Raw genomic sequence first — 20694 nt, forward strand, 5'->3', positions numbered from 1 at the left:
ACATTAATCCAGAAACTGGGCAATGCCCTTCCTGTTTCCAATCCTTCCTCAAACGGATCATATACAATTACATCAAACCCATTAGATGCGGTTTGCCATGATATTTGTGAGCCCATAACGCCGGCTCCAGCAACGGTTATTGTTTTAATTTTCATGATGATTAGTTTTTAATAAAATAATTAAATACTAATTTACAAAATAATTAATTATCTGCTTTTCAATATATTCTTACCTTGAAATATAGTGTATCTACTTTTAATATTGAAAAATTATAATTAGACAATGTTTAAGTACTGTGTTATAGAATTGGAAGTTAGAGAGCCTCTTTTTATACTTTTAAATTGTACTGTTTTGGACGAGCCTACCTACAAAACGCTTTTGGAGTTAAAGGACTTGTTTAATTAAATTGCCAGTAAAATAATTAATATTCGTGTGTTAGTGACTCTCTATTTTGGTTCTTAAAGCATTGAACATTTTTTGTAAATTTACAACCAACAAATCCATCTTGAAAACTCAAACGGAACGTTAACCGTCGGCCAGAAAATATGATAGACACTCTAAAAAGTAATATATCGAAACATATCGAACTTTCTGAAACAGAATTGACGGAATTTTGTAGTTTATTTCAAAGTAAATCAATCAAAAAGAAGCAGTTTCTGTTGCAAGAAGGGGAAGTCTGTAAGTTTGAAGGCTTTGTTACAAAGGGGATGTTTAGAGTGTATCATATCGACACCAATGGCTTTGAACAAATTCTCTATTTCGCCATCGAAAATTGGTGGATTACCGACATTGATAGTTTTACCAACGAACAGCCGTCTCAACTTTTTATTGAAGCATTAGAGGATAGCGAAGTGCTGATGATTTCAAAAAAGGATAAAGAATTTGCATACGCCAATCTGCCAAAAATTGAAAAACTATTTCGTGTAATGACACAAAAAACACATGTTGCATTACAACGCCGAATGATTGACAATTTAAGCAAAACTGCCGACCAACGCTATATCGATTTTATTGAAAAATACCCACAATTATTTCAGCGATTGACCAATATTCAAATCGCCGCTTACCTTGGCATTAGTCACGAATTTTTGAGTAAAATAAGAAAGAAGATTACGAATAAAAAATAAGTCAAATTTCATTTATTGAACTTGTTCAATGTTTTTGTGCCTTGCATGATCGCATCTTTGCATCATCAAATTAAAACAACAAAAAATGAAATCACTTTTTTCAACAGTAGTAATAACAATCTTAATTTTATTTAAAATGAACGCACAGGCACAAAGTTTCAAAACAATAGAAACCAATAACTTCAATTTGAAAGTTTACAACGCATCCGAAAATAGTTTTGGAGTAGCATCGGTAATCGTTTCAGGCAAAACAGATGCTGTATTAATTGATGGTCAATTCACATTGGCAGATGCCGAAAAAGTTGCTCAAGAAATCAAATCAAGCGGTAAAAAACTAACCACTATTTATGTTTCGCACGGAGACCCAGATTTTTATTTTGGTTTAGAAGTATTTAAAAAATATTTCCCAGAAGTTACCGTATATGCAACACCAGCAACGGTTGAACATATCAAAGTATCTGCCCAAAAGAAATTGGAAGTTTGGGGAGAAAGATTAGGTAATAACATCACATCAAATGTGGTTTTACCACAAGTATTGAAAGGAAATACTATTGAGTTAGAAGGAGAAAAATTAGAAATAATTGGCTTAGAAGATTTCCCTAATAAAACTTTTGTTTGGATACCAAGTATCAAGGCAGTTGTAGGTGGAATCAATGTTTTTGGAACAAGTTTTCATTTGTGGATGGCAGATGCACAAAGCGAAGAAGCCCGCCAACAATGGATTTCGGTTTTAGATAAAATAGAAACTTTAAACCCGGCAATTGTAATTCCAGCACACGCTAAATCAGAAACCGCTTTTGATATTTCGGCAGTAAAACATACCAAAAACTATATTCAATTCTACGAAGAAGCTTTGAAAACGAATAAAACTTCCGAATCCTTGATTACAGCAATGAAAGCAAAATGTCCAAGCTTAACTTTTGACATCGGTTTGCAAATTGGCGCAAAAGTGAATACTGGAGAAATGCCTTGGTAAAACAATTTGGTTGCAACTTGAGATTGCGTTGGTCTTGTCAAGTTGTGCTCTTAAAAATCAACAAATGACAAATCTTGAAATCATAAAAAGTACTTACGAGGGAAAAACTTCTCAAGAAAACGGAAGAAATTTGGCAAAATATGTAGCTGAAAATATCTCTTGGACTGAAGCTCAAGGTTTTCCATATGCAGGAACATATATTGGCTTGGAAGATGTTATCAAAAATGTTTTTTCTCGATTGGGAAATGAATGGATTGATTACAAATTCACACCAGAAGATTATGTAGCTATCAATGATAAAGTGGTGGCATTTGGTACTTATTCAGGAACATATAAAATAACGAACAAATCTTTTACTGCAAGAGTGGCTCATATTTGGAACCTTAGAGAAGGGAAAATAGTAAAATTTGAGCAGATTGTAGACAGTCAACCAGTAATCAACTCAATGGTCTAAATTTAAAAAAATGAAAAAAATAGCAATAGCATTAATAGCATCAGTCATTCTTTGGTCTTGTAATGAAAGTAAAAAACAAGAAAATACGGAAGCTCAGGCTAACCAAACCAATTTAGAAATAATTGGTAGAAAAGCAACCATTCAGTTTCCAGAAATAAAGGCGGAGGTAAGTTATCCTAATGACTCAACCTTACATTGGAAAACAACCGACAAAAATGGGACAGTTGCAGAAGGCGACGAAAAAATGGATTATAAAAAACTAACAGAAAATCTACATTTTTTAAATTGGATTGAAAAAGATGGATGGACAGTAAGCCAAATAATTGACACCAAAAACGGAACGGTAAAAGCATTTTGGAGTTTTCATGATGAAACGAGTACAAGAGGCAAAAGAAAATCTTTGTTTGTAGATGGTAAATTTGAATTTGTTAAGTAGAAATTATTTTTTTTCCACGTTACCATTTTTAAGGAATCTTTTCGAAATAGGATTTAGGAATAGAGACCAATAAACTTCAATTTCAGCATTCGTAAATTATAATTAGCTTTATTTCAGAATGTTATTTTAGGATTATCCATTTAATTATTGTATATTTGAGAAAATACGGACTCCACTTTGTAGCGATGAGTGAACATCCACTTATTAATACAAAATATAATTAAATGAAAAATGCATTTTCAATGCTTGAGTCCGACATTCATCCGAATGACGCCACACTTACAAGCCCGATTAAAGTCGCCTACTTCATCTTGGTGCACCGATTACCCAATCAGTTTAAAAGACTATTCAAAGCTATTTATGCTCCTGAAAACGCATATCTTATCCACATCGATAAGAAAGCTTCGAATGATTTAAAAAATGAAATTAAAGTATTCTTAAAAGCCTATCCCAATGCTTATTTGATGGAAAGCGAGAAAGTAATTTGGGGCGGTTATAGTATGGTTCAAGCCGAATTGGATGGGATGAATTATCTTTTGGAGATGAATGCCGATTGGGATTATTTCATCAATCTGAGTGGACAGGATTATCCGTTGAAATCTCAAAAAATTATTAGTCAGTTTCTTTCGGAAAATAATGGAAAAAGTTATCTAAAGATTGCCAACCAAAAATTATCTCGCCCCGAAACTATGAATCGAATTGAAAATTATTTCGAAGAATTGGAAGACTGCGTTTCTGAAATTACGCACACAAGGGCATTTATGAAAGATGTGGTTCCATATATTGGTGGACAATGGATGATGCTAACAAGGGCTTGTTGTGAGTTTCTATGCCATAATAAAGAAGTGGCACGATTCGAAAAATATTATGCAAATACCTTAATAGCCGATGAATCCTTTTTTCAAACGGTTTTAATGAATACTTCCTTTGATGGCGTTCTGATTGATGATGACAAAAGAGCGATTATTTGGATTCCGGATGGTGATATCAAACTGCGTCCAAAAACATTTACCAAAGAAGATTTCAACTTTTTGCATATGGGAGGACATCTCTTTGCAAGAAAATTTGATGATAATGTGGATGATAAAATAATTGATAATATGAGGACTCATTTTCACAAGGCATTAAGCCGAAAAAACAGAAAAGTAAGCCTACTTCCCATATAGATTTCAACGAAAATCAAGTTCTAAAATCCTGCCTAATGGGGTAGGATTTATTGATTTTAAAATTAAGCTCAATGTTTTAAAATAGTTATATTGAAATTTTGTAAATTTGCAACAATAAAAATAGATAAAAATGGAAACTGTAAAAGCCAATATTCCCTCAAAAAGAATGTTTTATGTGAATGAAAATGGACAGATTTTTAACTATTTAAACAAACCTTTGAAAGGAAAGCCGAATCCAAAATCCCCAAGTCTTAAAACACTTGATTTTATGAATTTGGAAGGGAAACGTCAGGGAATTTCTTTTCAAAGAATCGTTTGGGACACCTTCAAGCCGGATGATAAGGTGCAAAAAAATGAAATCATTAAATTGAAAGACTCTAATGCGGAATATCCTCTTGCGCTTTCAAACCTTATTAAAATTTCTCGGACAGAAAACGTTAAATTGATTAACGAAATTAGGCTTAGCAAAGCGAAAAATAGGAAGAGTAAATAAAATTCAAAAATAGAGAGATTTTTCAACTCAATATTTAGTTTTAGAGTTTAATGTGCATCATTCAAAACACGACGACTGAAGATTTAGAATTTGTTTATTATTTATTTGATGAAGCAATACTTTATCAAAAAAGAAAAGGGTTTCCAGTTTGGAAAGGCTACGATAAAGAAGTTCTAAAATCTGATGTCGCCAATCAACTTCAATACAAAATCGTTCATGGAGTCGATATTTTATGTGTCTTTAGCATTTTTTTTCAGACTCCGTTATTTGGAGAGAACGTGAGCAAGGCGATGCCATTTATTTGCACAGAATTGTCGTGAATCCAAATTTTAAAGGGCAAAAACAATTCGAGAGAATTTTCGAATGGGCTAAAGAATACGCCAAAACTAACCATTTAAATTATGTAAGAATGGATACTTGGGGTGATAATCAAAATATAATTGACTACTACACCAGTTTTGGTTTTAGCTTTATTATTTAACTCCCGATACTGAGAAACTCGCTTCTCAACATAGAAACTTGTATTTGGCTATGCTTGAGTATAAAGTTTGATATTTAGAAAAGTTACACCAACCACACCTCAAAAACACTTCCATTTTTATCGCCGTTTCTGTGCGTAAGATATCCATTGTGGGCTTCCATAATACTTTTGGCGAGCGTTAAACCAATACCAGAACCATGAGGTCTTGTGGTGAAAAAGGGCATGAAAATTTTATCTTGAATGGTAGAATCTACACCTTCTCCCGAGTCTTCAACTTTGATGACGTGACGATTATTTTTCGTGAAATTTTCGATTGAAATTTCTTTGTTTTCGGAATCTTCAAGGGCGTGAATTGAATTGGTAATTAAATTAACCAAAACACGTTCAATCATTTTTTCATCTGCTGTAATATGGGTGTTTTGAAGTTTTGATTTGAGGGTTATTTTCTTGATTTCAAATTCGGTTTCGAAAATTTTTAAGACATTTTCGATGGTTTGTTTTAAATCAAACTGTTCTTTTCGTGGCTTTGGTAATTCGGCAACTTGTCTGTAACTATCAATGAAATGAAGTAATTGCTGAGATTTTGAATTCACAATTTTCAAACTGTCTTTCATTTCTTGCTGGTCATCACGGCTCATTTTTTCCTGTTCTGTAAGGTATTCCATATTGTGAATCAGTGAATTAACAGGCGTTAAAGTATTCAATAATTCATGCGAAATCACTTTCATCAAATTATTCCAAGCGAGTTTTTCTTTTCGTTCAATGATTTTTTGGACAGATTCTAAAGAAATAACACAAAAAATATGGTCAGGCGATGCAATTCTGGAGGTTCTGATGGAATATGATTCCTTGGAACCCTCTTTCAATGCGATATCAATAAAATCCTGATAATCATAATATTGGGTTTCTTCGATGAGTCGAAAAAAGTTTGGAGTTTTGGTTCTGTAAAATTCCCAATCGTTGTATTTAGGAACTTCTAAAATCTCTAAAAAAGCTTTATTACTGTAAAAAACAGACCAGTTTTCGGATTCAGAATTTTGCTGTAGAATGAGAAAGCCAATTTCCAATTTTCCTAAAATATCTTCATAAAGCTGTTTGTAGGAAGTTAAATTGAGGTTTTCCGATTTCCTTTGATAGTAGAGTTTTACAGCTTCGGATTTCAAAGGATTGGTTTTATCTTCTTTTGGGAAAAGGGTAAAATCTTTTTTAGAAATCGCAGTGATTATTTTTTCGGTTTCCGTAATTCGGTTATTGGTGACAAACCAAGCGATAATAATAAATGAAATCCCTAAAAGTGAAAACAGCACCGCCGAAACCAATTTCCCCGAAAGGTAAAAGTCATATCCCACAATAAACGAAGTGACGCTTAGTGTAATTAAAATCAACCATTGAAAAAGGATAGAAATTTTCATTTTTCAAATTTAAGGGTTACAATCCATATTTTTCCATTCTTCTGTAGAGCGAAGCCCGGGTCAATCCTAAGGCTTCCGACGCCAATGAAATATTCCCTTTGAATTTTTCCAAAGCGTCCTTTATTAGTTTTTCTTCCATTTCTTCTAAATTTAAGGAAGTAAATTTCTCTTTTGGAAGCGTCTCACTGAGTTGTAAGTGAAGCGTTTCATCTTCTGCTAAAATCACAGCACGTTCAATACAATGTTCGAGTTCACGGATGTTTCCAGGGAATTTGTATTGGGTAACTTCTTCAAAATTTTCAATCTTTAAATGTTCTTTTCCATATTTTTTACGGTATTTTTCAACAAAGAAATCGCAAAGGTTTTGTAAATCTTCTCGTCGTTCTCGCAAGGCTGGAATTTTAATTTCTACCGTATTAATTCTATAATACAAATCCTCTCGGAATCGACCCTCGGAAACCAGTTTCTTCAAATGAGCATTGGTCGCAAAAATGAATCGAATGTCCAAATGCCTTTCCTTGTTTTCGCCAATCCTTGTCAGTTTTTTGGTCTGAATCAATGTCAACAATTTCTGTTGAAGACTCGTTGAAAGATTTCCTATTTCGTCTAAAAAAACCGTTCCACCATTCGCACTTTCAATTTTACCAGGTTTATCGGTTTTAGCATCTGTAAAAGCACCTTTTGCATATCCAAATAATTCCGCTTCGAAGAGATTTTCAGAGAGAGAACCCAAATCTATATGAACAAACGGTTCATTTTTTCGGTTAGAATTTTTGTGAATGTATTCCGCTAAAACAAATTTTCCTGTTCCATTTTCACCTAAAAGCAGGAGATTGGCATCGGTAGGAGCAACTTTTTTTAGGGTTTTCATAATGGCTTGCATTTCGGAAGATTGCGTTTCCAAAAGGTAATCCGTCATTTGGTTCTGAAGATTTTCCCACTGCGATAACTTTTTATTTTTTCTGGAAATATCAACCGCAAGATTCACAGAAGCATACAATTTTTCATTATTCCAAGGTTTCAAAATAAAATCGGTCGCACCGCTTTTTAGTGCTTTTACCGCCAATTCTACTTCGCCATAAGCAGTCATCAAAATCACGGGAATATCAGGATTAACTTCCTTAATTTCATTCAGCCAGTACATACCTTCTTTTCCCTCTTCAAAGCCTCTTCGGAAATTCATATCCAAAAGAATGACGTCTATATTTTGGTCATTCATGTTCTGAATAATTTTGTTGGGAGTGCTTTCGGTAGTGACTTCCGTGAAGAATTTTTTGAGCCAGACCCTTGCCGAAAACAGAATATCTTCGTCGTCATCTACTATTAAAATGTGTGCATCTTTCTTTCTCATTGATTTTATTTAAATTCTAAAAATAGCGCGTTGTCATTGCGAATTTAGCGAAGCGAAATGAAGCAATCTCAAGAGATTCCTCCTTCGTCGGAATGACAAAGCGCAAATTTTATGTCATTTTTCATAATAATTGTTCAGTATTTTATTTGTTCTTTGTTCATTTCTGAACAATAAGTGTTCGTTTTCGGACATTTTTTAAGTGAATTAAATTTTTTATTTGCTAATTTTCAATGACTTATCGCATCATTAATTTCATGGCATATTTATCGTGTAATTAATTGTAAATCAGCAATCTGTAATGGATACGAAAATAGAAAAAAAACATTCAAAATTAAAATTTATTATCTGGGGCGTTTTGGTCTTAGTTTTTATAAGTGCCTCTTTAATGTATTTTTTGAAACAGAAAAAGACGTATAACATAAAAGCCGATGATGTCCAAATTACAGAAGTCAGCCATGGAAAATTTGAAGATATGTTGATGATTACCGCTCAAAACCAGTCACTTAATTCATCTTTGGTGCATGTTTTGGAGGGTGGTGCTGTCAAGGAAATTTATGGTGAAGATGGACAAATGGTGAGCAAAGGTCAGCCTTTGGCAAGGGTTTATAATCCGAACACTGAGTTTAATTATCTGAATCAGGAGACTGGAATTATGCAACAGATTTCGCAGATGAGAAATTCACTTTTGGAGCTGAAAAATCAAGAATTTTCACAAAATAAAGAGTTGTTGCAGGCACAAAATGATTATAACACCGCACTTCAAAATTTTAATATTCAGAAACGATTATTTGATGCTGAAATTGGTAAGAAAACGGATTATGACATGGCTTTGCAGAATTTGAACTATCAAAAACAAAGAAAATCTTTGACAGAGCAAGGCGTCAACATTGAAAATAAATCTCGAAATCAGCAAATTTCAGCTATTAATCAGTCTATCAATCAAATGCAAAAAGCCTTAGAAGTTTTGAAAAGCAATAAAAATAATTTTCTGATTTTAGCACCTGCTTCAGGGCGATTGTCGTCTTTTAATTTGTCTTTGGGACAGAATTTGGCAGGAGGCGAAAGCATCGGAAAAGTGGATTTGATGGACGGTTACAAATTGGTCGCAAAAGTAGATGAATACTACATCAACAAGCTTCAAATCGGGATAAATGGAAGTTTGGAGAATAACAATAAAAGCTTTGAGGTGATTATCACTAAAATTCTACCCGAAGTTAAAGACGGACAGTTTTCTGTAGAGCTCAATTTTGCAAGCGATAGTAAACCTGAAAATTTAAAAATCGGAATGACATTTGGTATCAAGTTGAAACTATCTCAAGACACACAAAGTCTGATGATTTCTAAGGGAAATTTTTACAAAGACACCTCTGGAAAATGGATATTTGTAGTCAACGGAAATAAGGCGGTTAAAAGAACCATTGAAATCGGTCGAGAAAATCCGATGTATTATGAGGTGACTTCAGGACTCAAAAAAGGCGAAAAAGTGATCACTTCCGACTACAGTGATTTCAAAAACTATGAAAATTTAAATTTAAAATAATAATGAAATCAAAATTGTGAATATAAGTTTAGAATCGAATATCTCACATCTCACATCTCACATCTCACATCTCATGTCTAAACATCTATTATCTGAAATTTAACATCTAACATCTCAAATCAAATGATAACAACAGAAAATCTTTCAAAAATCTATAGAACCGAAGAAGTAGAAACCACTGCTCTAAACAAAGTTTCCGTTAAAATTAATGATGGCGAATTTGTAGCAATTATGGGACCTTCAGGTTGTGGAAAATCAACTTTACTCAATATTTTAGGAATGCTCGACCAATCTTCGGGAGGTTCTTACAAGTTCCTGAATCAAGAAATTGTGGGGACTAACGAAAGAACCAAATCGAATCTGCGGAAAAAGAATATTGGCTTTATTTTTCAGAATTTCAATCTGATAGATGAACTTTCAGTTTACGAAAACATCGAACTTCCTTTGCTTTACAATGGTGTTCCATCTTCTGAAAGAAAACAGCGCGTAAATGAAATTATGGCCAAAATAAAAATTGACCACCGTGCGAAACATTATCCACAACAACTTTCTGGTGGTCAGCAACAACGTGTTGCCGTTGCAAGAGCTTTGGTTAACAAACCAAAATTAATATTAGCCGATGAACCTACAGGAAATCTCGATAGTAACAATGGAAACGAAGTCATGAATCTTTTGGCAGAACTTCACAGAGAAGGTTCAACCATTGTGATGGTGACGCACTCGGCTTATGATGCAGGTTTTGCGTCCCGAATTATCAATATGAAAGATGGCGAAGTCTTCAGCGAACAAATTGCAGACAAATCCAAAGACGTTTTTGAGAAAGCAAGTTCAGATACGAGAGCCGAGATTTGAGAGCCGAGATTTGAGAGCCGAGACACGAGACACGAGACGAATAAAGGAGTAAAGAACTAATCCCTATTACCTAAAACCTATGCTAAACAACTGGCTAAAAATTGCATTCATTAATTATAAGAACAATTGGCTTTCGACCCTTATTAATATTGTGGGTTTAAGTGTTGGACTTTGTATTTTTCTTTTGGTTTTCCTGAACTGGAATGACGAAAAATCCTACGAAAAATGGAATCCTAATCGAGACGATATTTACTTAATAGAGTATAAGAATTCCTCATTTGGTTATATGACGAGTTCCAGTTATCCGATGTTGTATGTTTCTAAAGAAAAATTCAAAGAAATAGAAGATTATGCAATTGGTGATATTTGGTATGGTCATAAACAGAAATTGAATGCCGGAAGTACATCTTGTTTCGTAGAGGCAGGAATGGGGACCAGTTCTTTTTTTGATTTTTTTCCACTTGAAAAAGTAGCAGGAAACTACAAAAATGCTTTGGATAGTGATAATCAGATTGCACTTTCTGAGGAAACTGCAAAAACTTTATTTGGCAAAAACTACAAAAATTGTATCGGTAAAACGGTGGTTCAAGATAATAACGATAAGTCTTATGTCGTTACCGCTATTTATAAATTTCCCGAGGGCAACTCGGTTTTTAAATCAGGATTTATTACAAAACCTGAAACGTTAGAACAAAATAAAGAGCAATGGACAAATTTTAGTTATGTAAGTTTTTTTAAAGTAAAGTCAGGCACTGATATGGGTGCTTTAGAAGCTAAATTGGGTAAATTACTACAAACGAATGAGAAAATTGCCGCTGAGAAATGGGGTGTTCCTTATAATGAAAAAGATAAATCTGAGGTTTTTTTGACTCCTGTCAGTCAAATGAAGTTAAATGCGAAGGGTTTTGGAATTGACAAGGGAGATAAGAAAACCCTGTTGATTTTATTGAGTTTATCTGGATTGATTTTGTTGCTTTCTGCTATTAATTTAATTAACCTAAAAACAGCCCAGTCTTCTCAAAGAGCCAAAGAAGTCGGTGTCAGAAAGGCTATTGGAAGTTCTAAAGGTCAATTGGTTTTCCAATTTTTAATGGAGACTTTAGTCATCTGCTTATTTTCATACTTTCTCGCCATGATGATGGTGGAAGTCTTATTACCTTCCTATAATAAATTTATAGGAAAAGAATTAACACTTAATCACTCAGAAATTTATGCTTATTCTGCTATCTTAATTACAGTATTGGCTTTGGTTTCAGGCATTATTCCTGCAATTTATCTTTCTAACTTTAAACCAATTAATACTTTGAAAGGTAATTTCTCTCGAAGCAATCATGGGACATGGCTGAGAAATACCATTCTGACTTTACAACTTATTATTTCATCGTTTTTCATTATCTCTTCATTAATCATTCATCAACAGGTTAATTACATGTTGGATAAAGATTTGGGATTTAATGGAGAACAAGCGATTCAAGTTAATATGAAAAAATTAGACTGGAAGCAGAATGATTATAATAGTAAAAAGTATCAACGATTAAAAAATGAGGTGAGAAATATAAGAGGAGTAACGGATATAACAGGCTCTGTACTTTCATTTGGGAACGGCTATACCAATATGTCATCTGTACAAAATGCTATCGATACCACCAAAACCATTCCCAGTGTTGGTTTAGGAGCTATAGAACCTAATTATTTTGATTTTTATAAAATTAAGTTTGTTTCTGGTCGTAATTTGAATCCTAAGTTGGCTTCAGATACTGCCTATGCATCTGTTGTTAATGAGACTTTCGCCAGAGATTTAGGTTACAATAATGAAACCATTTTAGGAAAGGAGTTCATTCCGGGCTGGGAAGAAAATAAGAAATATAAGGTGGTTGGAGTTGTAAAGGACTTTTATTATCAAGGCGTTAATGCGCCAATTTCACCCGTTGCCTTTTTTAACTACGATAGAAATTGGGCTAAGAATAACATGCATAATCTTCAAATAAAAATATCGAAAGATGATATTCCTGGAACGATCGAAAGAATTGAAAAATTCTGGAAAGAAAAAGCTGAACCTGGTTACCCTTTTGATTATCAGTTTGTCGATAAACAATTCGCTAAGACTTTTGAAAAATTTCAAAAACAAAAAACATTGTTTACCATTCTAAATGCCGTAGTCTTAATTGTTGCCTTGCTTGGTTTGTTTGCTTTATCGTCTTTATTAATTGAACAAAAGCTAAAAGACGTTGCCATCAAAAAAACATTGGGTGCTTCGGAGAAATTGATTGTATTTGATTTGACCAAACGATTTTTAATCATTGCTTCAATTGCAGTACTCATAAGTATTCCGATAAGTTATTATTTTATGAGTGAATGGCTAAAAGATTTCGCTTACCGAATCGAAATGCCTTGGTTACCTTATGTTTTAAGCTTTGTAATTCTTTTGATTTTGACTTTTGCAGTCGTTAGCATTAAGGCATACAGAGCGACCCAAGTGAACCTTGTTAAATATTTGAAATACGAATAAGATAGACACGAGATACAAGACTTGAGACACAAGATTAATAAATTGAAGAAATATCAATAAAAATATAGCATTGTCATCCTGAGCGCGTAACGAAGTGAAGCAGTCGAAGGATCTATTTGTTGAAACATTTAATTGTAGAATTTCAGGAGGTTAATAGATGTTTCGATTCCGCTTCGCTACACTCAACATGACAATATTGAATTTTTTTTGAGTTGACTTCGCTAACAACTATAAACCAATCCCTATGTTACACAACTGGCTGAAAATAGCATTTATCAATTATAAAAAGAATTGGCTTTCCACATTTATCAATGTGTTTGGACTCACGTTGGGTCTGACTGGATTTATGTTGATTCTTATGCATTGGAATGATGAAGAATCCTATGAAACTTGGAATCCTAAGAAAGAAAAAGTCTATTTTTTTCAAAAATACGACAATTCTGAGGGAAGATATTTTGGAAACATTTCACTACCGATTGCCTACTATTCCAAAGAAAAGATAAAGGAAATTGAAGATTACGCTTTGATTAGAGGATCAGGAACCGATAAAATTACGGTTGGAAATAAGTCTGTGTATGCAGATTATGGTGTTGCGGTTAACGAATTTTTTTTCAAAGCCTTTCCGTTTTCATTAAAGTTTGGGAATTATGATAATATCTTTAAAAACAAAAAAGATATTGCACTTTCTTCCGACATCAGTAAAAAAATATTCGGTCAAGAAGACCCTGTAGGAAAGACCATAAAATTGGGTGCAACGGAATATATCATCAAAGCAATTTATGATCTTCCGGAATCTAACAGCGATTTGAAACCTTTATTTGTAATTTTAAGTGATGATGTAGAAAAGGATAAGCAAGATATAAATCATCATTGGGGAAATTTTGGCTACGGATGTTTTTTTGTTTTAAAACCTGGAGCCGACCCAAAGATAGTACAAGAAAAAATAATGAACGAGGTGATTAAAATGGGAGCTAAAATTCAAGCTAAACAAAGTGGAGATAGCCGTGAAAAGTTTTTAGAAAAATTCGGTCCGAATAAAGTTTTATTAACTCGTGTTGATAAAATGAAACTTCATGCGGAAGCCTCATATTTTGGAAAAGGTGATTATAAAACCATTCTAATATTATTTTCACTTTCGGTTTTGATTTTGATTTTGTCCGCCATTAATTTTATTAATCTAAAAACTGCACAAGCCTCGCAACGAGCCAAAGAAGTAGGGGTAAGAAAAGCCATAGGAAGTTCCAAAACTGTACTAATTTTTCAGTTCCTCACCGAAACATTCATCCTTTGTATGGCGTCTTATATCTTGTCTTTGGTTCTTGTCGAGCTTTTATTACCCTCTTTCAATCAGTTCATGAATAGAACCATGAAACTCAACGATTGGACTATTTTCATGTATTCTTTTTTGATGGTTTTGGTTATTGCCTTTATTTCAGGGATTATTCCAGCGGTTTATCTTTCTAATTTCAAACCAATTAATACCCTTAAAGGTAATTTTTCTAGAAGTAAAAATGGGATTTGGCTTCGGAATACCATTTTGGCTCTTCAACTTGTGATTTCATCATTTTTCATTATTGGAAGTATGGTCGTTTCTCAGCAGGTCAAATATATGATGAATAAGGATTTGGGCTTTAATGGAAAACAAGTGCTTTTTATTGTATTTAACGAATATACACCAAAACCATGGTTAAAATATGAAAGGTTAAAAACCCAAATGATGGCGATTCCAGGTGTTGAAGAAATAACCTATGGTGAAGCTTCTCCTAACAGTGGGAGTGTCAGTTCTTCGAATATTGATTATCAAGACAAAAGTGTCAATGCGAGACATGGCGCGATGGATTATAATTATCTGCAGTTTTTAGGTGTTAAATTGAAGAAAGGGCGTTGGTTAGACTCTAATTTGACGTCAGATTCAACGAATGCTTTGATTGTCAACGAAGCATTTGTGAAAAAAATGGGATGGACAGACGAGCAAGCGTTACAATTGGAGGTAAGACCAGGGATAGATTCTATTGCTTACAAAATTGTGGGCGTTGTTAACGATTTTAATTTAAGTGGATTAAATGAAAAAGTAGAGCCTGTTACCTTTTTCCATTTCAGAACCACACCTTGGAAACGTCAGTACATGCAGAATATGCAGGTTAAGATCAGTTCCAATGATATTGCAGGAACGCAAGAAAGACTTAAAGAATTCTGGCAAACTAAAGCGGAATTAGGTTATCCTTTTACGTCCTACTTTTTGGATAAACATTTTGCAAAAACTTTTGAACGCTACCAGAAACAGCAAACATTGTTTACTATCCTAAATGCGGTTGTTTTAATTGTTGCGTTGCTTGGTTTATTTGCCTTGTCATCACTGTTGATTGAACAAAAACTAAAAGATGTCGCCATCAAAAAAACATTGGGAGCTTCCGAAAAATTGATTGTATTTGATTTGACCAAGCGATTTTTACTCATTGCTTCAATTGCTGTACTCATCAGTATTCCGATAAGTTATTATTTTATGAATGAATGGCTAAAAGATTTCGCTTACCGAATCGAAATGCCTTGGTTGCCTTATGTTTTAAGCTTTGTGATTTTACTGATTTTGACTTTTGCAGTCGTAAGTATAAAAGCATACCGAGCAACCCAAGTAAAACTTGTTAAATATTTGAAATACGAATAAGATAGACACGAGATTCGAGACACATGACACGAGATAAAAAAGGAAGATGAATAATTGAAAATTAAGAGCATTCTCAATCTTCAACTTTCAATTCTCAATTAATATAACCTAAGAAATGAAATACTTTTTCCTCATCTTTTTCGCTCAATTGTTTTATTCTCAGCAAGTCTGGGATTTGCCTCAATGTTTAGATTATGCGTTGAAGAATAGCCCTGAAATTCAGCAATCAACGATTAGTATTGATAAAAATCAGAGGAATGTACAATCTGCAAAGGGCATATTTTTGCCTTCGGTTGGTGCGGGAACTTCACATAGTTATAGTTTTGGTTCGACAATTAATCCAGAAACCAACCAAAGAGAGGGGCTTAATGTTCAATATGACCAAATGTATGCGCAAGCCAATGCGGATTTATTCAATTGGAAAAATGTTTTGAATTTAAAGTTATCCAAACTTCAAAAAGAAAGCTCAGAATATCGTTTGAAAACCGCTCAAAACAATCTGAAACTATTGGTTATTAATTTGTTTTTCCAGTATCAAGAAGCGCAATCTTGGGCTGAGGTTCTCAAAACTCAGATTTCGGGAATTGAAGACCAAATTCGGCAAACGGAAAAAGAAGTGGAAATAGGAGTTCGTGCGAAGAGTGATATTTACGACATCAAAGCCAATCTTGGAACCATGCAAGAGCAATATATTTCTGCCCAAAATTCGAAGAAATTGGCGAAAATCAATTTGCTTTCCGCAATGAATATCACTCGTGATACTTTAGATTTTAAAATGAAAGAAACCGAATTTTTACCAAAAGAACTCTTATCTTCCAACGATTTGGTGGAAGAATTGGTTAAAAATAATCCAGTATTTCAGACCGCTCAAAACGAACTGAAAGTTTACGAAAAGGAAATCAAAATAGCCCAATCTAATTATCTTCCCACTTTGTCAGGTCAATATCAATGGTCCACTTTTTATAGTAAAGTCTTGAATACAGATAACGTGACTCCATTTTCTGAGCAACTAAAGCAAAATAAAAATCAGCAATTATCTTTTGGACTTAATATTCCTATTTTTAATCAATTTCAGGTTAAAAATAGAGTTGAAATTGCCAAACTGAATAAGATTGATAATCAGTTAGAAAACCAAAAACAACTCAATGAACTTTACAAAACATTAAATACCATTGTGGCTCAATACGAGAACGCGATTGAGAAAAATAAAGCCTTACTTTCTAATTTTGAAAATCAGAAATTATCCTTTGAACGTTCCAGCGAAAAGTACAAAGAGGGATTGATGGATGCTTATACGTTCTTTGTGGTGCGAAACAACTGGTTACAAGCGAATTACAATTTAATTAAATCCAAATACGACGTCATGCAACAAAGTGAATTGTTGGAGGTTTTTAAAGAGAATTAAGATTTTCAAAAAAAGCACATGCAATAGTTCATCATTTTTAGAAGGTTTTCAGAATCATTTTTGTTTTATATTTGATATCAAAAACATCAATTAATGAATGAATTGTTTGCCTTGCGCAATACTTTGTGTGTATTTTTATTTTTGAGTTTCAACCTTGGTTTCTCGCAAAAAAACTGTGATGACCAACGCAAAATTCAAGTTTATGAAGGTGATATTGATGGTGTTGCCACAAGTATAGTGTATAAGGAAGGAAGTCCGGGTTTGGAAATCGGTCCGATTCCAAATATAAGTATTTACAAACGTGATTTGCCTTTTATTGTTTCAGGACATTTTGCTGACGAAAATTATGAAAAAAGCAAATTCGCCAAAGTTGATTTGTTTTCGGAATCCAATGAAAACGAAAAAACAACCTGGACATTCGAAAGAAAGAAATGTGCTTTAGAATATTACGATACGAGTAATCCAAAAAAGAAATACCTTTTTGAATTAAGTAAAACTCATAATTCATTTTTTGCACAAGACTCATCGTTGACCAAAACTTTCAAAATCAAAACGGAAGACGATGTTGTGGATCGTTGGGATATTAATAACGAATCTAATATTATTTGGAATAAAGACGAACCGTGGCTTAGTAAATTAGAATCAACATTTAGTGATCTTAAAGAAGATATCATTTTCAAAGATTCTATCAATTTGGGTGTTCTTGAGGAAGAAGGTTCATATAATCAGAGCGATTATTCAACTTCGACCTTGTATTATTTCACAGATCATATCATCGTTTTTGATAAGTTTGGAGATGTCTATATGGGAGGCGCTCACGGAATGCCACATCAAGATTATGCGACATATGATTTGGTTTCGGGAAAAGAGATCAAATTAGAAGATGTTGTTGATTTAGAAAAAGAGGATATGCTGAGTCTGTTGGCTTACTTCAAAGATGACAAATTTCAACAAGATGAAATGAGAATTTCTGATCCCGAATTTATAAGTGATTCCTATTGCTTTGAACCTTCGGGAATTAGATTTGTCTATCAACCATACGAACTTGCTGGATTTGCAGGGGGATTTATTGAGATTGAAGTTCCTTACGAAGCGATACGTTATTATAAAAAAGACGCGTGGATTTATCAAGATTTTGTTAAAGATAAAATTAAATATGATTCTTCAATTTCAAAAGAAGTTCATACTCCAGAAACGACTATAAAACAGTTTATCATTGCAGAGAACGCCAGAAATATTGAGAGGGTTTTGAGCCTTTATAGTGAAAACATTGCACTATATTGGAGCTATAAAAATCTGTCAAAACAGCAGCTAAGGGACTTATATGAGAGTTCTTGGAGAGATTCTTCCTACTCCAAAAATTACCTTAAAAATATCTCGAAAATTTCAGATCTTAAATTCAAAGTTGACGTCGATTTTTCATTTACACCTATCAATACCAAAGAATACAAGAGCGTCGAGTCAACGCTAATTTTTGAGTTGGATAACAACTTTAAAATTGTTAAAGTTTATCCTTCAAAATAATTTGGGAATAATCATTACTCTTGCTTTTTATCGTCTTTGTCTAACATATTCTGAAAAATTCTTTTCAATTTTTGAAAGGTGAACGAACTTACCAAAAGCAAGATTCCAAGGACAATGAAAGCGATAATTCTCGAAACTTGATCCATGCTCCAAACGTCAAAGGTGTATAGTTTAAGCATCATAATTACTATGAGGGCAAATCCTATTTTGTTGAGTTCGGAGTTGCTTTTTCTTAGTCCAAGATAGATGAAACCAATTCCCAACAAAGTCCATATAATGGGTAGATACAATCGACTGAAATCATCTAAAACAAACCAAATATTTTCTTCTTTTCTATTCGCAATTACATAGAGATTGTACAGTTCGAAACTGACAACAAAAGTCAGAACAAAAGCGGCAAACCAAAGCATTCGGTCTTTAAAATCAGTTGTGTTTGATTTAAAAAATAGTTGATACATTATTAATCCAAAAGGAATTAAGTATAGCAAATAAAATAAGTAGAAACTCAGTGAAACGCTTTGTGTTATAATAGCTTCTCCCATCATTGAAATTCCACTGATGACGATGAATAAACAAAGTAAAATTAGGATTCCTATTTTTTTATCCAATCGTTCAGACGCCAATTTTAACGAAATCAAATACAGTGCACTAATAAAGTAAATACTATAAAGGACAAGAATGACCAATTGTTTTGTGAAGTCTTGGTTTTGGAAAATGAAATACAGTTCCATAAAAATTGAAATGTAAAGCACTAAATATGAAACCGTAAAAAGAAAAGACCTTAATTGTTTATCAAGTGTTTTGATGAGGAAAAAGTCCAAAATACAAGAACCAAAAACAAACATTGAGGAAAGGAAAATCGGATTGAAAAATGAATTTTTAGGTGGTAAAATTTCATAGTGTCCAAAGGTGATGCATAACGCAATCAACGTCAAGCCAAAAAGTACGTAGAAACTTTGTTTAAAAATGGGTTTCTGTGTGATCGTCCACAAATAGAGTAGAAGTGTACTTTCAATCGCCCAAAAAATGGTGATAAAATGAACCTTGAATTGCAATGCAACTCCCAAAGAAACGAGGCTAACGAAAATTCCGATAAAGACCGAAAATGTAAACGAACTTTTTTTGAATCGAAAACTTTGGATCGCAAAAAATAAGTTTGGAATTGCAAAAATCAACGCAAGTACACTGTCAGGAATCAAATGAACTGATCTGTTGAGCCAAACCGAAAGCGGAATAAATACCAAATTAATCAACACCAGAAAGAAAAAATCCAACATGGATGTTTCTTTGTGTCGGAAATAATGTCTAAGTCCGAAAACATAAAATATTCCGTAAAATACCAATATGAAATACAGCGCGAGTTGTTGAGGTTTTTCGATTATCCAAATGGAAAGGTAAACGCTCGTCAATACAAAACAAATCCAACCCACACTTTTCCAGCTTCGAAGGAAAGTAATGAGTAACATTCCGAAATTGAGAACACAGATGTATCCGAACAAAAACGGGTAATTACTTTGTCCCGTAGAAATCATCAGTGGCGCTCCGAAACCTCCTAAAATGGCGAGAATAATTAAGACTTCCCGCTTCAGAAAATAGGCGAGTGCAACGGCAAGACAAGTAATGAAAAACAGGATTCCGAACGTGATATTTTGTGGAAAGAAATGATATTCCCGAAACGCAATCGTGATGGTAAAATAGAAAACCGAAATTCCGCCTCCACATAAAATCGAAGAAAAAACCGAATAATTTTTTCGAAGGTAATAGCCGATTCCAACCAAGATAACCCCTGCGAAAATTCCCAAAGAAACACGAAGACTTTCGCCAATCCAGTTTTGGTCAATCGCATATTTTACGAAATAGCCAATCCCTAAAACCAAAGTCAAAATTCCCAGAATACTTAGGAAATTCTGCTTGACAAATTCAATACTTTTATCGATGAAATTAGGTTGATAAACTTTGGGTTTTTGCTCTTGAACAAAGTCGGGAAGGTGAATTTCTGGTTGTGGATTTACTTCGGATTCAGAGATAATTTTGTGCTCTTCTTCAATCGGAGGTGCTTCGGAAAGTGGAGTAGTTGCCGAATTTAACTTTTGATTTAATTGATTGACTTTGTCTTTCAGTTCATCAAGTTGTTGGTTTTGTTGACGAAATTTTTTGTCGATATACGAATTGTAAACAAGCAAAAAAATAGCAACAACGACGATTCCCAAAACTTCCATAATATGTCTTTTTCAAACTTTAAATTTACCAAAATTTAATGAAAACAAATTATAAAGTACTTGATATATATTCTCAAATCACAA

Annotated in this window: 18 protein-coding genes; 14 read left to right on the forward strand and 4 right to left on the reverse strand. The window is 33.5% G+C overall.

The genetic code is table 11. The annotated features are described in order from the left end of the window. Window positions 1–155 (reverse strand): 3-hydroxyacyl-CoA dehydrogenase NAD-binding domain-containing protein (locus AC4AGG_RS01295; RefSeq protein WP_489770244.1); only part of this gene is annotated, 155 nt, incomplete at its 3' end. A gap of 390 nt (window positions 156–545) precedes the next feature. On the opposite strand from AC4AGG_RS01295, the gene AC4AGG_RS01300 reads away from it, so the two are divergent. The 8 genes from AC4AGG_RS01300 (at window position 546) to AC4AGG_RS01335 (ending at window position 5133) form a co-directional block, all read left to right on the forward strand. Beyond that, entirely contained in the window at window positions 546–1127 is a 582-nt protein-coding gene (locus AC4AGG_RS01300) for a Crp/Fnr family transcriptional regulator (RefSeq protein ID WP_489770163.1), read from the forward strand. Between the two features lie 85 nt (window positions 1128–1212). Continuing rightward, window positions 1213–2103, forward strand: coding sequence for an MBL fold metallo-hydrolase (locus AC4AGG_RS01305; RefSeq protein WP_489770164.1), 891 nt, complete (start codon window positions 1213–1215; stop codon window positions 2101–2103). Window positions 2104–2167: 64 nt separating this feature from the next. After that, entirely contained in the window at window positions 2168–2557 is a 390-nt protein-coding gene (locus AC4AGG_RS01310; protein WP_489770165.1) for a nuclear transport factor 2 family protein, read from the forward strand. Window positions 2558–2567: 10 nt separating this feature from the next. Continuing rightward, window positions 2568–2993, forward strand: coding sequence for a MoaF-related domain-containing protein (locus tag AC4AGG_RS01315; protein ID WP_489770166.1), 426 nt, complete (start codon window positions 2568–2570; stop codon window positions 2991–2993). A gap of 224 nt (window positions 2994–3217) precedes the next feature. Further along, window positions 3218–4159 (forward strand): beta-1,6-N-acetylglucosaminyltransferase, encoded by a 942-nt coding sequence (locus AC4AGG_RS01320; protein WP_489770167.1) that lies wholly within the window; start codon window positions 3218–3220, stop codon window positions 4157–4159. A 130-nt stretch (window positions 4160–4289) separates the two neighbouring features. After that, the gene (locus AC4AGG_RS01325; RefSeq protein WP_489770168.1) at window positions 4290–4652 is read left to right on the forward strand and encodes a hypothetical protein; all 363 of its coding nucleotides are present in this window, start codon (window positions 4290–4292) and stop codon (window positions 4650–4652) included. Between the two features lie 50 nt (window positions 4653–4702). After that, on the forward strand, window positions 4703–4972 hold the full coding sequence (locus tag AC4AGG_RS01330) for a hypothetical protein (protein WP_489770169.1): 270 nt from the start codon (window positions 4703–4705) through the stop codon (window positions 4970–4972). Then, window positions 4969–5133, forward strand: a complete 165-nt coding sequence (locus AC4AGG_RS01335) for an N-acetyltransferase (RefSeq protein ID WP_489770170.1) — start codon at window positions 4969–4971, stop codon at window positions 5131–5133. The genes AC4AGG_RS01330 and AC4AGG_RS01335 overlap by 4 nt, the downstream gene beginning before the upstream one ends. 83 nt (window positions 5134–5216) lie before the next feature. Here AC4AGG_RS01335 and AC4AGG_RS01340 read toward each other — a convergent pair whose 3' ends face one another. Together AC4AGG_RS01340 and AC4AGG_RS01345 are read right to left on the reverse strand one after the other, a co-directional pair. Then, window positions 5217–6545, reverse strand: a complete 1329-nt coding sequence (locus tag AC4AGG_RS01340) for a sensor histidine kinase (RefSeq protein ID WP_489770171.1) — start codon at window positions 6543–6545, stop codon at window positions 5217–5219. Window positions 6546–6561: 16 nt separating this feature from the next. After that, window positions 6562–7896 (reverse strand): sigma-54-dependent transcriptional regulator, encoded by a 1335-nt coding sequence (locus AC4AGG_RS01345; RefSeq protein WP_489770172.1) that lies wholly within the window; start codon window positions 7894–7896, stop codon window positions 6562–6564. Between the two features lie 298 nt (window positions 7897–8194). Between AC4AGG_RS01345 and AC4AGG_RS01350 the strand changes: the two genes are divergently transcribed. From AC4AGG_RS01350 to AC4AGG_RS01375, 6 genes are all read left to right on the forward strand, one after another. Further along, window positions 8195–9436, forward strand: a complete 1242-nt coding sequence (locus AC4AGG_RS01350) for an efflux RND transporter periplasmic adaptor subunit (protein WP_489770173.1) — start codon at window positions 8195–8197, stop codon at window positions 9434–9436. Between the two features lie 123 nt (window positions 9437–9559). Further along, window positions 9560–10288: an ABC transporter ATP-binding protein gene (locus tag AC4AGG_RS01355; protein ID WP_489770174.1), complete on the forward strand. Its 729-nt coding sequence runs from the start codon at window positions 9560–9562 to the stop codon at window positions 10286–10288. Between the two features lie 79 nt (window positions 10289–10367). Next, window positions 10368–12797 carry an ABC transporter permease gene (locus AC4AGG_RS01360; RefSeq protein WP_489770175.1) on the forward strand — a complete coding sequence of 810 codons (2430 nt, stop codon included), beginning with the start codon at window positions 10368–10370 and terminating at the stop codon, window positions 12795–12797. A gap of 244 nt (window positions 12798–13041) precedes the next feature. Further along, on the forward strand, window positions 13042–15462 hold the full coding sequence (locus AC4AGG_RS01365; RefSeq protein ID WP_489770176.1) for an ABC transporter permease: 2421 nt from the start codon (window positions 13042–13044) through the stop codon (window positions 15460–15462). Between the two features lie 115 nt (window positions 15463–15577). Next, the gene (locus AC4AGG_RS01370; RefSeq protein ID WP_489770177.1) at window positions 15578–16867 is read left to right on the forward strand and encodes a TolC family protein; all 1290 of its coding nucleotides are present in this window, start codon (window positions 15578–15580) and stop codon (window positions 16865–16867) included. Between the two features lie 93 nt (window positions 16868–16960). Then, window positions 16961–18391, forward strand: a complete 1431-nt coding sequence (locus tag AC4AGG_RS01375; protein WP_489770178.1) for an RsiV family protein — start codon at window positions 16961–16963, stop codon at window positions 18389–18391. Window positions 18392–18405: 14 nt separating this feature from the next. Here AC4AGG_RS01375 and AC4AGG_RS01380 read toward each other — a convergent pair whose 3' ends face one another. Next, the gene (locus AC4AGG_RS01380) at window positions 18406–20610 is read right to left on the reverse strand and encodes a DUF2339 domain-containing protein (RefSeq protein WP_489770179.1); all 2205 of its coding nucleotides are present in this window, start codon (window positions 20608–20610) and stop codon (window positions 18406–18408) included. Between the last annotated feature and the right edge of the window lie 84 nt (window positions 20611–20694).

This window comes from Chryseobacterium sp. CG10_8, from assembly GCF_058117085.1.

Bases quoted from the DNA above. Each gene is read 5' to 3' on its own strand.
- AC4AGG_RS01300 (WP_489770163.1), top strand. From the start codon at position 546: ATGATAGACACTCTAAAAAGTAATATATCGAAACATATCGAACTTTCT.
- AC4AGG_RS01305 (WP_489770164.1), top strand. From the start codon at position 1,213: ATGAAATCACTTTTTTCAACAGTAGTAATAACAATCTTAATTTTATTT.
- AC4AGG_RS01310 (WP_489770165.1), top strand. From the start codon at position 2,168: ATGACAAATCTTGAAATCATAAAAAGTACTTACGAGGGAAAAACTTCT.
- AC4AGG_RS01315 (WP_489770166.1), top strand. From the start codon at position 2,568: ATGAAAAAAATAGCAATAGCATTAATAGCATCAGTCATTCTTTGGTCT.
- AC4AGG_RS01320 (WP_489770167.1), top strand. From the start codon at position 3,218: ATGAAAAATGCATTTTCAATGCTTGAGTCCGACATTCATCCGAATGAC.
- AC4AGG_RS01325 (WP_489770168.1), top strand. From the start codon at position 4,290: ATGGAAACTGTAAAAGCCAATATTCCCTCAAAAAGAATGTTTTATGTG.
- AC4AGG_RS01330 (WP_489770169.1), top strand. From the start codon at position 4,703: ATGTGCATCATTCAAAACACGACGACTGAAGATTTAGAATTTGTTTAT.
- AC4AGG_RS01340 (WP_489770171.1), bottom strand. From the start codon at position 6,545: ATGAAAATTTCTATCCTTTTTCAATGGTTGATTTTAATTACACTAAGC.
- AC4AGG_RS01345 (WP_489770172.1), bottom strand. From the start codon at position 7,896: ATGAGAAAGAAAGATGCACACATTTTAATAGTAGATGACGACGAAGAT.
- AC4AGG_RS01350 (WP_489770173.1), top strand. From the start codon at position 8,195: ATGGATACGAAAATAGAAAAAAAACATTCAAAATTAAAATTTATTATC.
- AC4AGG_RS01355 (WP_489770174.1), top strand. From the start codon at position 9,560: ATGATAACAACAGAAAATCTTTCAAAAATCTATAGAACCGAAGAAGTA.
- AC4AGG_RS01360 (WP_489770175.1), top strand. From the start codon at position 10,368: ATGCTAAACAACTGGCTAAAAATTGCATTCATTAATTATAAGAACAAT.
- AC4AGG_RS01365 (WP_489770176.1), top strand. From the start codon at position 13,042: ATGTTACACAACTGGCTGAAAATAGCATTTATCAATTATAAAAAGAAT.
- AC4AGG_RS01370 (WP_489770177.1), top strand. From the start codon at position 15,578: ATGAAATACTTTTTCCTCATCTTTTTCGCTCAATTGTTTTATTCTCAG.
- AC4AGG_RS01375 (WP_489770178.1), top strand. From the start codon at position 16,961: ATGAATGAATTGTTTGCCTTGCGCAATACTTTGTGTGTATTTTTATTT.
- AC4AGG_RS01380 (WP_489770179.1), bottom strand. From the start codon at position 20,610: ATGGAAGTTTTGGGAATCGTCGTTGTTGCTATTTTTTTGCTTGTTTAC.